The sequence below is a fragment of the Streptomyces sp. NBC_00344 genome (assembly GCF_036088315.1).
Classification (GTDB): domain Bacteria; phylum Actinomycetota; class Actinomycetes; order Streptomycetales; family Streptomycetaceae; genus Streptomyces.
The window spans coordinates 3,725,058-3,739,742 of the sequence record NZ_CP107996.1; the positions used below are offsets into that span (position 1 = coordinate 3,725,058).

General features: G+C 70.8%; 14 protein-coding genes and 1 pseudogene. 6 read left to right on the forward strand and 9 right to left on the reverse strand.

Going from position 1 to position 14,685, the window contains the following annotated elements; genetic code table 11:
- Positions 1-136 precede the first annotated feature (136 nt).
- The 3 genes and pseudogenes from OHS16_RS32125 to mshD all read right to left on the reverse strand — a co-directional run.
- Positions 137-631 (reverse strand): annotated as a pseudogene (locus OHS16_RS32125) (ATP-binding cassette domain-containing protein); the annotation flags it as partial.
- Entirely contained in the window at positions 628-1,035 is a 408-nt protein-coding gene (locus tag OHS16_RS16785) for a GntR family transcriptional regulator (protein ID WP_328538011.1), read from the reverse strand. The gene OHS16_RS16785 and the pseudogene OHS16_RS32125, both read right to left, overlap by 4 nt.
- Positions 1,036-1,129: 94 nt before the next feature.
- Positions 1,130-2,071 carry a mycothiol synthase gene (gene mshD / locus OHS16_RS16790; RefSeq protein ID WP_328538012.1) on the reverse strand — a complete coding sequence of 314 codons (942 nt, stop codon included), beginning with the start codon at positions 2,069-2,071 and terminating at the stop codon, positions 1,130-1,132.
- A 209-nt stretch (positions 2,072-2,280) separates the two neighbouring features.
- On the opposite strand from mshD, the gene OHS16_RS16795 reads away from it, so the two are divergent.
- Together OHS16_RS16795 and OHS16_RS16800 are read left to right on the forward strand one after the other, a co-directional pair.
- Positions 2,281-4,113: a bifunctional metallophosphatase/5'-nucleotidase gene (locus tag OHS16_RS16795; RefSeq protein WP_328538013.1), complete on the forward strand. Its 1,833-nt coding sequence runs from the start codon at positions 2,281-2,283 to the stop codon at positions 4,111-4,113.
- Between the two features lie 274 nt (positions 4,114-4,387).
- Positions 4,388-5,599 carry an LmeA family phospholipid-binding protein gene (locus OHS16_RS16800; RefSeq protein WP_328538014.1) on the forward strand — a complete coding sequence of 404 codons (1,212 nt, stop codon included), beginning with the start codon at positions 4,388-4,390 and terminating at the stop codon, positions 5,597-5,599.
- A gap of 12 nt (positions 5,600-5,611) precedes the next feature.
- On the opposite strand, the gene OHS16_RS16805 is transcribed toward OHS16_RS16800, so the two are convergent.
- From OHS16_RS16805 to OHS16_RS16830, 6 genes are all read right to left on the reverse strand, one after another.
- Complete coding sequence (locus OHS16_RS16805) at positions 5,612-7,012, reverse strand: sensor histidine kinase (RefSeq protein WP_328540874.1); 1,401 nt, start codon at positions 7,010-7,012, stop codon at positions 5,612-5,614.
- A 56-nt stretch (positions 7,013-7,068) separates the two neighbouring features.
- Positions 7,069-7,800 carry a response regulator transcription factor gene (locus OHS16_RS16810; protein WP_328538015.1) on the reverse strand — a complete coding sequence of 244 codons (732 nt, stop codon included), beginning with the start codon at positions 7,798-7,800 and terminating at the stop codon, positions 7,069-7,071.
- Positions 7,801-7,847: 47 nt separating this feature from the next.
- A complete protein-coding gene (locus OHS16_RS16815) occupies positions 7,848-8,057 on the reverse strand; it encodes a hypothetical protein (protein ID WP_328538016.1) in 210 nt (69 codons plus the stop codon).
- 9 nt (positions 8,058-8,066) lie between these two features.
- Positions 8,067-9,110, reverse strand: coding sequence for a S1C family serine protease (locus OHS16_RS16820; RefSeq protein WP_328538017.1), 1,044 nt, complete (start codon positions 9,108-9,110; stop codon positions 8,067-8,069).
- 113 nt (positions 9,111-9,223) lie between these two features.
- Positions 9,224-10,246: a LacI family DNA-binding transcriptional regulator gene (locus tag OHS16_RS16825; RefSeq protein ID WP_328538018.1), complete on the reverse strand. Its 1,023-nt coding sequence runs from the start codon at positions 10,244-10,246 to the stop codon at positions 9,224-9,226.
- A 36-nt stretch (positions 10,247-10,282) separates the two neighbouring features.
- On the reverse strand, positions 10,283-11,098 hold the full coding sequence (locus tag OHS16_RS16830) for a response regulator transcription factor (protein ID WP_328538019.1): 816 nt from the start codon (positions 11,096-11,098) through the stop codon (positions 10,283-10,285).
- A gap of 227 nt (positions 11,099-11,325) precedes the next feature.
- On the opposite strand from OHS16_RS16830, the gene OHS16_RS16835 reads away from it, so the two are divergent.
- The 4 genes from OHS16_RS16835 (at position 11,326) to OHS16_RS16850 (ending at position 14,643) form a co-directional block, all read left to right on the forward strand.
- On the forward strand, positions 11,326-12,159 hold the full coding sequence (locus OHS16_RS16835) for an alpha/beta hydrolase (protein ID WP_328538020.1): 834 nt from the start codon (positions 11,326-11,328) through the stop codon (positions 12,157-12,159).
- Between the two features lie 113 nt (positions 12,160-12,272).
- A complete protein-coding gene (locus OHS16_RS16840) occupies positions 12,273-12,527 on the forward strand; it encodes a MoaD/ThiS family protein (RefSeq protein WP_328538021.1) in 255 nt (84 codons plus the stop codon).
- Positions 12,528-12,533: 6 nt separating this feature from the next.
- Positions 12,534-13,874 (forward strand): hypothetical protein, encoded by a 1,341-nt coding sequence (locus OHS16_RS16845; protein ID WP_328538022.1) that lies wholly within the window; start codon positions 12,534-12,536, stop codon positions 13,872-13,874.
- 79 nt (positions 13,875-13,953) lie between these two features.
- Positions 13,954-14,643, forward strand: a complete 690-nt coding sequence (locus tag OHS16_RS16850) for an LmeA family phospholipid-binding protein (protein WP_328538023.1) — start codon at positions 13,954-13,956, stop codon at positions 14,641-14,643.
- Positions 14,644-14,685: the final 42 nt, after the last annotated feature.

The window sequence follows — 14,685 nt, forward strand, 5'->3', positions numbered from 1 at the left end:
GCCGCACCCGGCCGCCGTCGACGAGCAGCAAGTAGTCGCAGGCGCCGTCGAGTTCGGCCAGGACGTGCGAGGACATCACGATCGTGGTCCCGTGCTGGGCGGCATCGGACATCAGCATGCCCATCAGGTCGTGCCTGGCCAGCGGGTCCAGGTCGGCCATCGGTTCGTCGAGCAGCATCAGCTCGGGCCGCTTGGCCAGTGCGAGTGCGAGGGCGACGCGGGTGCGCTGACCGCCGGAGAGCGAGCGGACGCGGTCGCCCGACGCCAGTTTTCCATCCGCGACGATCTTCTCCGCGATCGCCGCGTCCCAGCGGGCCCGGTTCAGCTCGTATCCCATGCGGAGGGTCTCGGCGACCGTCAGCTGGCCGATCAGCGGCTTGTCCTGGGCGACGTACGCGATCCGCTCACGGGCCGCTGCCGGCCGGGTGCCGAGCACGCGCACCGCGCCCTCGGTCGGCCGGAGCAGTCCGGCGGCGTGGGCCAGCAGGGTCGACTTGCCGGCGCCGTTGGGCCCGCCCAGGGCGCAGATGCGCCCGGTGGGAAGCCGGAACGAGCAGTCCCGCAGCGCCCAGCCGCCCCGCCTGCCGTACGTCTTGCCGAGGCCGGCGGCTTCGATGGCGGTGTCGGTCATATGATCGCGTCCCCCTGGGAGCTCTGGTTCGTGAAGCAGTCGTCGAGTACGGATGCGCAGAGCGCCGCCGCGTCGTCCTTGTCCAGCCCGGCCGCCCGGGCGCGGCCCGCCCACTCGGCGAGTTCGGCCCGCAGTGCCGAGTCGGCGGGCGGGGTCCGGCCGAGTGTCTTCCTGACGAAGGTGCCCATTCCGCGCCGGGCCTCGACCAGGCCCTCGCGTTCCAGCTCGCGGTAGGCCTTCAGGACGGTGTTGGGGTTGATCGCGGTGGCCTCGACGACCGCGCGCGCGGTGGGCAACTGGTCGCCGGGCTCCAGCAGGCCCAGGCGCAGGGCCTGTTTGGTCTGCTGGACGATCTGGAGGTACGTCGAGACGCCGCTGCGGCGGTCGATGCGGAACTCGATCACTCGCCTACCCCCTTTAACTAATTGAGTAGTGGAAGAGTGATGCAAAGAAGGGGCGGTGTCAATTCCTGGATCGACACCGCCCCGGGAGGGCCCTTCAGGACTCCGTGCGGTACATCAGGTCCACCTCATGCGTGGTGAACCCCATCCGCTCGTACACCGTGACGGCCGCGGTGTTGTCCTCGTCGACGTACAGCATCGCGGTCGGCAGACCCTGCGCCGCGAGATGCCGCAGCCCGGTCGCGGTCAGCGCCTTGCCCAGGCCGCCGCCCTGCGTGTCGGGGCGGATGCCGACCACGTAGACCTCGCCCAGCTGCTCCCGGGAGTGCACCTTCGTCCAGTGGAAGCCGACGATCTCCCCGCCGGGGCCGCCGCCGGACGCGCGTACCGCGAGGAAGAAGCCCTTCGGGTCGAACCACCGCTCGGACTTGCGGTCGTCGAGATCGCGCTGGTTCATCTGGCCCTGCTCGGGGTGATGGGCGAAGGCGGCCGCGTTCACCGCGAGCCAGGCGGCGTCGTCCTCGCCGGGTACGAAGGTCCGTACGGTCACGCCCTCCGGGTACACCGGCTCGGGAATGTCGAGCGGGACCAACGGGCGCCGCAGCTGGCGCAGTTCGCGGAACTTGGTCAGGCCGAGCACCTGGGCGAGATGACGGGCGCCGGAGTGGCCGCCGTGCGCCCACACCCGCAGCCTGCTTCCCGAAGCGGCGAGCAGCGCGGCCCCCAGCGCCCGGCCGTGGCCCTGACCGCGGTGCGAGGGGTGGACGACCAGTTCGGCGGCGGGTGCCTCGACCGGGTCGGTGGCCTCCAACTGGGCGTATCCGGTGAGCGTGTCCCCGGAGCTGACGAGGAAGTGCAGCACCCCTTCGCGCCGCCCGCCGCGCAGTTGCAGTCTTCCCTGTTCGGAGACGGCCTGCTGCCCGTCGGTACGGGCGGCCTCGGCGAGCAGCGTGAGCACGGCCTGCTCCTGGTCGTCGGTGAGGGCTTCCAGGGTCTGGATCTGCCGGCCGGGGAAGGGGACTGCGGGCACATTCGTCATGGGGACGAGCGTACGGCGGCGGGGCGGGAGCGGACCGCCGCCGCCTCGGACACCCCGGGCCGTCGCCGAACGGCCCGGGCTCCCGCGGACGACGGCGCGCCCCCAACGGAAACCAGCTCGTAACCCCATTCCCCTGTCGCGCTACGCGCGTTGACTCTAGGCTGCGCCTCGCACCCCTCACCCTTCACACAGAACTCACAAGGGGACGAATGTCAGCGACACCTCACAGAACCCGCGGCAGCCGTGCGACGCGGCGCATCCTTGCCGCCGCAGCCGGGCTCGCGACCGCCGGCGCGCTCGTCGCGGCGATGCCGGCCGGGTCGCACGGCCACGGGCACGGCGGCCACGGCCACCACCGGCCGGATCCCACCGTCGATGTGCAGATGCTGTCCTTCAACGATCTGCACGGGAACCTGGAGCCGCCGGCCGGCTCGTCCGGCACCGTGGCGGAGACCCAGCCGGACGGGACGGTGAAGTCGATTCCGGCCGGTGGCGCGGAGTATCTGGCGAGTTCGCTGCGGAACGCCCGCAAGGGCCACCCGTACTCGATCACCGCTGCGGGCGGCGACATGATCGGCGCCAGCCCGATGCTGTCGGGGCTCTTCCACGACGAGCCGACCATCGAGGCGCTCAACGACATCAAGCTCGATGTCACCTCCGTCGGCAACCACGAGTTCGACGAGGGCGCGACCGAGCTGGCGCGGATGCAGAACGGCGGCTGCCACCCCACCGACGGCTGCTACGAGAAGGGGAAGAAGTTCCGCGGTGCGGACTTCCCCTACCTGGCCGCCAACGTGACGAGCGAGAAGACCGGCAAGCCGATCCTCAAGCCGTACACCGTCTGGAAGAAGAACGGCGTCAAGATCGGATTCATCGGGGTGACCCTGGAGGGCACGCCCAACATCGTCACCGCCAACGGCGTCAAGGGACTGAAGTTCCACGACGAGATCGAGACGGTCAACAAGTACGCCAGGGAACTGGACCGGCAGGGCGTGAAGTCCATCGTCGCGCTGATCCACGAGGGCGGGCTGCCGGCCAGCAGCTCGTACAACTACGGCTGCGACTCCCCGGGTGCGGGGGACGGCATCTCGGGTCCCATCGTCGACATCGCCAAGGGCATCTCGTCCAAGGTGGACGCGCTGGTGACCGGGCACACCCACCAGGCGTACGTCTGCACCATCCCGGACCCCTCGGGGAAGCCGCGCATGGTCACATCGGCAGCGTCCTTCGGGCGGCTCTACACCGACAGCACCCTCACCTACGACCGCAGGACGAACGACATCGTGCGTACGTCGGTGAAGTCCGTGACATCGGCGAACCACATCGTCAGCCGTGACCAGCCCAAGGCGCAGGACATCAGCAGCCTGATCGCCCGCTGGAACGCGCTGGCCGCGCCGATCGCCAACAAGCCGCAGGGCTTCATCTCCGCGGACATCAACGGCCGAGGTGCCACGACGCCGGAGGAACCGCTCGGTGATCTGATCGCCGACGCCCAGCTCGCCGGACTCTCCCCGGCGGACAAGGGCGGCGCGCAGCTCGCCTTCATGAACCCCGGAGGCATCCGGTCCGACCTCGTGTACAAGGCGAGCGGCAGTGAGGGCGACGGGGTGGTGACCTACGGCGAGGCGTTCACCGTGCAGCCGTTCACCAACATGATGAACGTCGTCGACCTCACCGGTGCTCAGGTCATCAGCGCCCTGCAGCAGCAGGTCAGCGGGGCGAACGCGGCATCGCCGAAGATTCTTCAGATCTCGAAGGGGCTGACCTACACCCTCGACATGACGAAGAGCGGCGCCGACCGTGTGGTCGCCGGAACCATCGAGCTCAACGGCAAGGCGATCGACCCGGCCGCGACCTACCGGGTCGGGATGAACGAATTCCTGGCGGGCGGCGGCGACGGCTTCGCGGCCCTCGGCCAGGGCACGAACAAGCTGGTCGGCGCGTCCGACCTGGATCTCTTCAACGCCTACCTGGCGGCGAACTCCTCGGCGTCCGCGCCGATCACGCCGCCGGCCGCGGACCGGATCACGGTCGTCCAGTAGTCCAGGAAACGGCACAGCCGGACGGGGCGGTGGGCGGCAGCCCACCGCCCCGTCCGCGCGAGCGGAGCCGGAGGTCTCACGCGGAGGCGCCACGGCCCGGACGCCGGACGTGGCGGCAAGCCGGGCCGGGAAGCCGGGTTGGGAAGCCGGGCACGCCGGGAAGTTGCGGGCCGGGCGGGAGTGGTCCGCATAACGACCGACAAATGGATGGAAACCGGTGGCTACCGGGGGTACGACTTGCGCTCGGGGGGCGCGTGCGTGGTGGGATGAGCCGATGCGACCCCCCACACGCATAGCCCCGCATCCCTACAATCCCTACGACCAGCTGGCACAACTCCGCGACCCGGAGCCGGGCCACGAGCCGTACCCGTACGACGAGAGCGACCCGCTCGACCTCGGTCTGAAGGCCGATGACGAGACCGACGACGACACATGGTCGCCGCCCGACCACCGCGGACGCGGACGCCTCGCCGCCGTCTCATCGGTGGTGAAGATCGCCGTCGCCGCGCTGGTCTGCACCGGATTCCTCTTCCTCAGCGACCGTCTCGCCGAGCTCTACGCGCAGGACAAGGCCGCCGACAAGCTCCAGCAGTCTCTGCATCTGGCGACCAAGCCCGAGGTGGACATCCACGGATTCCCCTTCCTCACCCAGCTGATGGACAAGCGCATCGACCGGGTCGACGTCGCCGTCCCCGATGTGGCGGCGGACCGCGTCTCGCTCGCCGAGGTCAGGGCCACCGCCAAGGACGTACGGATCACCGGCGACCTCCCCACATCGATCAAGGGCGCGGTCGTCGGCTCCATGGACGGCGACGTGTTTCTGTCCTTCGACGACATGAACCGTGAACTGGGCGCTTCACAGGTGAAGTTCACCGACGCCGGCCAGGACTCGGTGAAGGTGGCGGGCGGGCTGCCCGTCGCGGGCAAGGACGTACGGGTCAGGGCCGAGGCGCACATCCGCCGGGAGGGCGGCCGCGCGGTCTCCACCACGGTCGACCACATGCAGCTCGACATCCCCGGTATCGCCACCTACACGCCGGGCAAGGACCGCGCCCACTCCGGCCTGCGGCTGGCCCCCGAGGCGGTGGCCAGGATCGCCCGGGAGAAGAAGCACATCAGGGCGCTGCTGGCGGTGCCGGCCGTGGTCGACCGGATCGGCGTACCCCATGACCGGGTACGGCAGGCGCTGCGCAGCGACGACGAACTCCACCGGCTGATCGGCACACCGCGCTTCGCCCATCAGCTGATGCAGATCAATCTGGTCGACGTGGTGCTGGCCCACCCCTGGCTGCTGGAGAAGGCGGGCATCGACCCCAAGCTGGTCGGCGCCGTCATGAACCTGCGACTGCCGGAGCTCTCCGACCGGCTCTCGCTGTCGTTCAAGCTGCCCAAGGCCCCCGGGCAGCTGCGGCTGCGCCATGTGGTCGTCGAGGACAAGGGAATCCGTGCGGACCTGGCGGGTTCGGGGCTGCACTGGGGCAAGTAGTCCCGTGGCCCCTCAGGGGGCCTCGGAGGGCGGCGGTGTCGGGACACCCGGGATACGGATCCTTGCCTCGGTGCCGCCGCCGGGCGCCGGTCGGAGCGTGATCTCGCCGCCCGACTGCTGGACCGTGCGGGCCACGATCGAGAGCCCGAGTCCCGAGCCCGGCAGTGAACGCGCGGACGGTGAACGCCAGAAGCGCTCGAAGACGTGGGGCAGGTCATCGGACGGGATGCCGGGGCCGTGGTCCCGGACCGTCAGTTCACCCCGGCGCAGCGCGACCTCGACGGTCCCCCCGGCCGGGCTGAACTTGACCGCGTTGTCGAGCACGTTGACCACGGCCCGCTCCAGTGCGGCGGGCTCCGCCTGGACGTACCAGGACTGGAGATCGGCCGTGATGACCAGCTCCGGTCCGCGAAGCCGCGCCCGCTCGAGCGCGGTGCGGGCGATGTCGTGCAACGCGACGACCTTCTGGGGTCCGGATCGGGTGGCGTCGGGGCGGGACAGCTCCTGGAGGTCACCGATCAGGGCGGCCAGTTCGGTCATCTGTGCCTTGACGGACGACATCAGGGCCCTGCGGTCGTCCGGCGGGATCGCGCGGCCGGTCTCCTCGCTCCTGGCGAGCAGTTCGATGTTGGTGCGCAGCGAGGTGAGCGGGGTACGGAGCTCGTGCCCGGCGTCCGCGATGAGCTGTGCCTGGCGCTCACGGGAGTCGCCGAGGGCGGCCGTCATGGAGTTGAAGGAGCGGGAGAGCCTGGCGAGTTCGTCCTCGCCCTCGGCGGGGATGCGCACGGTGAGGTCCTCGGTGCGGGCCACGTGTTCCACGGCCTCGGCCAGCTCGTCGACCGGCTTGAGACCGGCGCGGGCGATCCCCAGACCCGCGGCGCCCGCCCCGACGACGCCGAGCCCGGACACGCCGAGGAGGAGCAGGGCCAGTTCGTTGAGGGTGTTCCGGGTGTCCGTCAGGGAGAGCGAGACCATGCGCGCGACCCGCGGATAGACCGCGACCGGCCCGTCGACGGGCATCGGCGTGGTCAGCACGCGTACGGGATGCCCCTCGGCGTCGGTGCCGTTGCGGTATCTGCCTCTGGACGTGGCCGAGTCCCGCGCCACCTGCTTGTCGCCGGCCTCCACCTTGACGGCAGGGGCGGTGCCCGCCACGCAGTAGGTGCCGTCGGCCTCCACCAGCTGGTAGTAGTACAGGTTCTGGGGGCCGCCCCCGATGTCCTGCCGGGGCGGCGGCGTCCGGGAGCAGTTGTTGAGGACGTTGGTGACGGCGAGAGCCGAGGGCGGACGGCCGTCCTTGACCATGCCCTCGAGATTCGAGTCGACCTCGTTGTACAGCTTCCCCTGCACCAGGAACCAGCAGATCACCGACACCACGGCCACCGCGAAGGCCACCGCGGCGGCGGTCAGCATCGCCAGCCGGGACCGCAGCGGCAGGCGGCGGAACCAGCGCACCGGCTGGGGGAGTCTCACTCCGCGCTCCCGGTGCGCAGGGCATAGCCCACGCCCCGGACCGTGTGCACCAGCCTCGGCTCGCCGCCCGCCTCCGTCTTCCTGCGCAGATACATCACGTACACGTCCAGCGAGTTGGAGCTCGGCTCGAAGTCGAAGCCCCACACCGCCTTCAGGATCTGCTCCCGGGTGAGTACCTGGCGCGGATGTGCCAGGAACATCTCGAGCAGGGTGAATTCGGTGCGGGTCAGTTCGACCCTGCGCTCCCCGCGCACGACCTCGCGGGTGGACAGATCCATCCGCAGATCGGCGAAGGCCAGCACATTGTCGTCGGGCTCCTGACCCGCCGCGGCAGCGTAGGAACTGCGGCGCAGCAGCGCACGGATACGGGCGAACAGCTCGTCGAGTTCGAACGGTTTCACCAGATAGTCGTCGGCGCCCGCGTCGAGTCCGGTGACCCGGTCGCCGACCGTGTCACGGGCGGTGAGCATCAGGATCGGTGTCGTCGACCCGGAGGCGCGCAGTCGGCGGGCGGCGGTCAGGCCGTCCATCCGCGGCATCTGGATGTCCAGGACCACCAGATCGGGGTCGTAGGGGACTGCTTTGGTGAGCGCGTCGAGCCCGTCGACCGCGACCTCCGTTCCGTACCCCTCGAAGGCGAGGCTGCGCTGCAGCGCTTCGCGTACGGCGGGTTCGTCGTCGACGATCAGGATGCGTTGCTGGTCGCGGCCGTCTTCGGCGGGGCTCATCGGTGCTCTGTCCTCGGTTCGCGGGATGTCGTCGGTGGCGGGCGGGTTCAGCCTCGCACGGCCGACCGGCGGCGGCGTGCGGCACGCCCCTTGGCGGCGGTGGTGCTGCGGACCTCGGGGGCCCGTACCGGCGCCCGTCCGGCTTCCGACTGGGCGAGCGCGAAGGGCAGACCGAGGTCCGCAGGGTCCGCCCAGGAGACTGTGGTGAGCAGGGCGTGCCGGGCTCGGTTGACGGTGACGTGCAGTGATGCGGTCACGGGGTCCTCCTAGCTGTTGCTGTTGCTTCCGCCGGCCCTCAGGTCGGCGAGGTCGGCCTTCACGGTGTTGATCGGGATGGCGAAACCGAGACCGACGCTGCCCGCGCTGCTGGAACTGTCGCTGCTCTGCGAAGCAGACGAGTACATCGCGGAGTTGATGCCGATGATCTCGCCGTTCATGTTGATCAGCGCGCCACCGGAGTTGCCCGGGTTGAGCGAGGCGTCGGTCTGCAGCGCCTTGTAGGTGGTGGTGGACTCGCCCGTGTCCCCGTTGAACTGCCGGCCACCGAACTGGAAGGGCCAGTTGCCTTCGCCGCCGCCCTGTTGCTGTTGCTGCTGCTCGTTCTGCCCCCCGTCCTTGGCGACGGTGACGTCCCGGTTCAGGGCGGAGACGATGCCGCTGGTGACCGTTCCCGTCAGGCCCTCGGGGGAACCGATCGCCACGACCTGGTCGCCGACGGCGACATTGCCGGAGTCGCCGAGCGAGGCCGGCTTCAGACCGCTCGCGCCGTCCACATCGACAAGGGCGAGGTCCTTGCCCGGGTCGGTGCCGACGACCTTCGCGGTGTACGACCTGCCGTTGTTCATGGTGACCTTGACCGAGGTGGCGCCGGAGATCACATGGTTGTTGGTGACGATCTCGCCGGCCGAGCTGATGATCACGCCTGCTCCGGTGGACTGACCGGCGCTGGACGTGGCCTTGATCTCGACGATGCTCGGCGACACGGCCTGGGCGACACCGGAGACCGTGCCCCGGCTCGACTGCGAGACGGTGGTGCCGCTGACCGTGCCTGCCGGGTTGCCGCTGCTGCCGTTGTCCAGCAGCGACTCGGCCAGTACCGCCGTACCGCCGCCGACGGCGGCCGCGACGATGGCGACCGCTGCGAGCAGGGCGATCGGCCGCTTCGCCCGCCGGGGGCGGGCGGGGTCCGCCGCGGGAGCCGGAGGGGGCCAGGCCGCAGACGGCTCGTGGGCGGGCGGCGGCGGGTAGGACCGGGCCGCATACGCATCTTCATGCTGCGAGGTGGGGTACTGCTCCGGGTTCTCGGTCATGTCTCATAGCGTGTCCACCGACCATGAGAGTTTCCTGAGTCCCTGCTGAGAAGCCCGACAGAAGCCCGTATGCCCGATGTAAAGGCGGGCCGGCCCCCGCCACAGGGCCGGGGTTACTCGCAGCCGCAGGAACGGCGTACGACGAGCGCCGAAGGGAACTGCTTCAGCCGTTCCCGCCGGGATCCGGCGACCCGCAGTGAATCGTCGAGCACGAGATCCACCGCCGACCGCGCCATCGCGGGGCGGTCGGAGTACACGGTGGTGAGCGGCGGGTCGGTCAGCGCCGCTTCCTTGACGTCGTCGAAGCCGGCCACGGCCAGCTCGCCCGGCACATCGATCCGCAGTTCGCGCGCCGCCCGCAGCACGCCGATCGCCTGGTCGTCGGTGGAGCAGAAGATCGCCGGGGGCCTGTCGGGGCCGGCGAGCAGCTCGAGCGAGACCCGGTAGGCGTCGTAGCGGTTGTACGGGGCCTGGAAGAGCCGCCCCTCGACGGAGCGGCCGGATTCCTGCATGGCCCGCCGCCAGCCTTCGACATGGTCGGCCACCGGGTCGCCGACGGCCGGCGTCGACTCGACACCGCCGAGGCAGGCCACGTACGCGTAGCCGTGTTCCAGCAGATGGCGGGTGGCGAGCTGGGCGCCGCCGATGTCGTCCGTGACGACGGCCACGTCGTCGATGGCCTCGGGGCGCTCGTGCAGCAGCACCACCCTGGCGTCCCAGGCCTCGATCTCGGCCGCCGCGCGCTCGCTCATGCCCTGGCTGACCAGGATCAGACCGGAGACCCGCATCCCGAGAAAGGCCCGCAGGTAGTGGACCTCACGCTCGTCGCGGTAGTCGGAATTGCCGACCAGGACCATTTTTCCGCGCTCGGCTGCGGCCTGTTCCACCGCGTGCGCCATCTCCCCGAAGAAGGGCTGCCTGGCGTCCGGCACGATCATTCCTATGAGATCGGTACGGCGCGAGGCCATCGCCTGCGCCACCCGGTCCGGCCGGTACCCCAGCTCCTTGATCGCGTTGACTACCCGCTCGCGCGTGGCCGGGGCGACCGGCCTCGGTCCGTTGTTGATGACATAGCTGACGACGGCGGTCGAAGTCCCCGCCAGTCGCGCTACGTCGTCCCGCGTCACCTTGGCCACGCGCGGCAGTCTACGCGGATGGACCACCCATGGGACCTACCGTTTTGCAGGTCGGACAGCTTCCTCGGGCGAGGCCGCAGTGCCTCCCGTACGGGTGGTTTCCGGATTGAAGGTTGACGAGTCGGTGCCGGCGGCCCGGGGGGCGGTCTTCGCCCTGGGATCGTCGGTTGCCCGCTCGGCCTTCTCGGGGGTGACGAAGCGGTAGCCGACGTTGCGGACCGTACCGATCAGCGACTCGTGCTCCGGACCGAGCTTGGCCCGCAGCCGCCGCACATGGACGTCCACCGTGCGGGTGCCGCCGAAGTAGTCGTAGCCCCAGACCTCCTGGAGCAGCTGGGCCCGGGTGAAGACCCGTCCCGGATGCTGGGCGAGGTACTTGAGCAGCTCGAACTCCTTGAAGGTCAGGTCCAGCACCCGGCCCTTGAGCTTCGCGCTGTACGTCGCCTCGTCGACGGAGAGGTCGCCGTTGCGGATCTCCATCGGGGAGTCGTCGGATGTGAGCTGCCGCCGGCCGGTGGCGAGGCGCAGCCGCGCCTCGACCTCGGCGGGGCCCGCGGTGTCGAGCAGTACGTCGTCGATGCCCCAGTCGGCGGTGACGGCCGCGAGACCGCCCTCGGTCACGATCAGGATCAGCGGACAGCCGGGCCCGGTGGAACGGAGCAGCTGACAGAGGCTGCGGACCTGCGGCAGGTCACGCCTCCCGTCGATGAGGATCACATCGGCACCGGGGGTGTCGACGAGGGCCGGGCCCTCGGCGGGGGCGACCCGCACGTTGTGCAGCAGAAGGCCGAGGGCGGGGAGCACCTCCGTCGACGGCTGAAGGGCATTGGTCAGGAGCAGCAGAGAGCTCATCGCGCCCCACCTGCCGTGGTCGTCATCCGGTCGTGCGGGTTTCGCTTGCCCATTACGTCGGTTCCTCCTCGGTCCCTGCGAGGACGTATGCGGCACTGCTTGTCTCCGCGTACCCCGCATCCGGGGGTTCGCTGCGCTGACGTGGCGTTTCGTATACAACGCTCCGAAAGCACAAAAGGACCCGGGGGCAACTCTGCCCAGGTCCTTATCCCAGCAGAATAGCTCACATGAGCTCCGTACCTGAAGGCCAGTTCCGCAGGACCCCCGTTCCGCCGGTCACTCGGGGCGACCGGCGGACCGTCCTGCTCACCCGTGACGGGGTCCGTATCGAGGCGCTGTACGAGCCGTGCACGGCCGGCCCTTCGGACACCGCGATCGTGCTGGCGCACGGCTTCACCGGGGCGGTCGACAGGCCCGCGGTACGGCGGGCGGCCGGTGTTTTCGCGCACCGTGCGGCCGTGATCACCTTCTCGTTCCGGGGGCACGGGCGGTCGGGCGGGCGCTCGACGGTCGGCAACAGCGAAGTGTTCGATCTGGAGGCGGCGGTCGCGTGGGCTCGTGCGCTCGGTCACAGCAGAGTGGTCACGGTGGGTTTCTCGATGGGCGGCTCCGTGGTGCTGCGCCAGGCGGCGCTCTGCGCTTCGGAAGCCTCCGCGTACGAGGGGCGCACGGACGCGCGCGTTGACGCGGTGGCCGCGGTGAGCGCCCCCGCGCGCTGGTACTACCGGGGGACGGCCCCCATGCGCCGACTGCACTGGGTGGTCACCCGGCCGTTGGGGCGACTGGTGGGCCGGGTCGGTTTCGGCACCCGTATACACACCGAGGACTGGGACCCGGTCCCGCTCTCGCCGGTGGAAGCGGTGCCGATGATCGCGCCCATCCCGCTGCTGATCGTGCACGGGGACCGGGATCCGTACTTCCCGCTCGACCACCCCCGGATGCTGGCCGGTGCGTCCGGTGGCGCGGCGGAACTGTGGATCGAACCGGGGATGGGGCATGCGGAGAACGCGGCCGGTCCCGGGCTGCTGGAACGTGTGGCGGACTGGCTGACGTCGCGGTAGCGCGACACGGACGGGCGGAACCGGTCCCGCAAACGGGCGGGCTCCGCGCACACCACCGGCCGGCAACCGGCATCATGGACCCGCGCGACGCGAACCGAAGAGGAGTACCACCCATGGCTGCGGGAACCATCCGCTACTGGGCCGCCGCCAAGGCCGCGGCAGGCACCGCCGAAGAGCCCTACACCGCCGACACCCTCGCGGATGCCCTCGGCGCGGCCCGCGAGCGGCACCCGGGCGAGCTGGTGCAGGTGCTGCGGCGATGCTCGTTCCTCGTCGACGGCGATCCCGTCGGAACCCGCGGTCATGAGACGGTACGGCTTGCCGAGGGCGGCACGGTCGAGGTGCTCCCGCCGTTTGCAGGAGGGTGACCCAGCATGACTGATCAGCAATATCCCTACGGGCGGTACGACCAGTACGGGCAGCAGCAGCCCCAGCCGCCCTACCAGGAGCCGTACGCGCAGGATCCGCATGCGCACGACCCGTACACCCAGACCTGGGACGGGCAGACGTGGGACACCCAGTACCAGCCGGTCCAGCAGTCCGCGCAGCATCCGCGGCAGGCCGGGGGGCACCAGCAGCAGGCCGCGGGGCATCCGCAGGAGCAGCACGCGCAGCAGTACCCTCCGCCGCAGGAGCCCGGCGGCTACCCGCCGCAGCACTCCCAGCAGTCCCAGCCCCAGCAGCCTTTCGCCTCCGGGCACCCGCAGCAGTCCCAGCAGTCCCAGCCCCAGCAGCCTTTCGCCTCCGGGCACCCGCAGCAGTACCCGCAGTCGCAGCAGCCCCAGCAGTACCCCCAGCAGCCGGTGGCCGCTGATCCCGCCTACCTGCCGCCGCAGTCCCATCCCCTGCCGCCGGAGACCCCTGCCGCCGCGCCGGCCGCCGCCCCGGCGGCCGGATACGAGTCGCCGGCCGCCGAGGGGCCTGCCTACAGCGCGCCGAGCACGGCGGGCAATGCGCGGATCACGGACGCCCAGCGGGCCCGCGCCGAGGGGCGGTCGCCGATCATCGCGCCCGGGATGCAGCCCGCGGGGCTGACCGCGGGGCTGGCGCTGCTGATCGCTCTGACCGCGTTCGGCGGGCGGTACGCGGTGCTGGTGCCGCTGCTGGTGCTCCAGGCGCTCACCGCCGCCGGATGGTTCCGGCTGAACGGGATGTGGCCCGCCCGCCAGGGCATCGCACTCGCCTTCGCAGGTGGTGTCGTCGCGGACGCCGCGCTGCTCGTCGCGGGCGCCGGACACGGGCCCGCCGCCATCATCGGCACCCTCGGCGTCTGGGTGCTGCTGACCCTCGTACTGCAACTGCGCAGCCACGCGCCGGGCGACGAGCGGATGGCCGGGCTGCTGGCCACCATCGCCTCCTCCGCGCTCGCCGTCATGGCGACCGGAACGCTGGCCGCCTCGATGGACGCGGTGACGGTAGGCGGGATCGCCGTGGCGGTCGCCGTGATCGCCCGCGCGCTGCCGCTGCCGGGCCCCGCGTCGGTGCTCGTCGCGCTGCTGGCCGGGGCGGGCGCGGGCATCGCGGCGGGCGGTATGACCGGCCTGGGGGCGCAGGGGGCACTGCTCGGCTTCGCCGCGGGCGGCTGCGCGCTGATCGGGCTGCGGGTCGCCAGCTACGACTACCCGTCCCGATTCGTCCATATGACGGCCGGAGTGGCCCTGCCGCTCACCGCGGCGGCGCCCGCGATCTATCTGATCGGACGGGTCGTCGGCTGACCCGGCGGTTAGGCTCGCGTTCGGTGCCACCGGCACGCATCAAGGGACACGGGCACGACCAGGGTGGGGACTACCGGCCATGCGCGCACTGCGGACACTGCTCATCATCGTCGTCATTCTCGGCGGTCTCTTCGTCGGCGCCGACCGCATCGCGGTGCATGTCGCGGAGAACGAGGCGGCCGACCGGATACGCAGCAGTGAGGGGCTCACCGCATCGCCGGACGTCGACATCAAGGGGTTCCCCTTCCTGACCCAGGTCCTCGGCAAGAAGCTGGACCGGGTCGACATCACGATGAACGGGGTCGAGGCGAGCGCGCAGGGCCGGAAGGTCCGGATCACCCGGGTGCGGGCCGAACTCCACGACGTGCGGATCTCGGGCAGCTACTCCAGCGCGGTCGCCGCGCGGGCGAGCGGCACCGCGCACATCTCGTACGAGGACCTCACCAGGGCGTCGGAGACCGGCGCCAAGGTCGCCTACGGGGGCGACGGCAAGGTCAAGGTCACCGGGTCGGTCGACATCCTGGGCCGCACCCTGACCCGCAGCGTGACGTCTTCGGTGACCATGGTGGGCAAGAACAGGATCAAGGTGCGCGCGGACGCGGTGCCCGGTGAGGGCATTCCCGGTCTCGAGGGACTCGTCCGCAAGAAGACCGACTTCGAGGGCGCGATCGGCGGCCTGCCGTCCGGCCTCGAACTCGACAAGGTGCAGGCCACGCCGGACGGTGTCGACATCGGAGTCACCGGGACGGACGTATCGCTGGCCGGCTAGGGCCGGGCATGCGGTGTCCGAGCGTGGGCCCAGCGCCCTTCG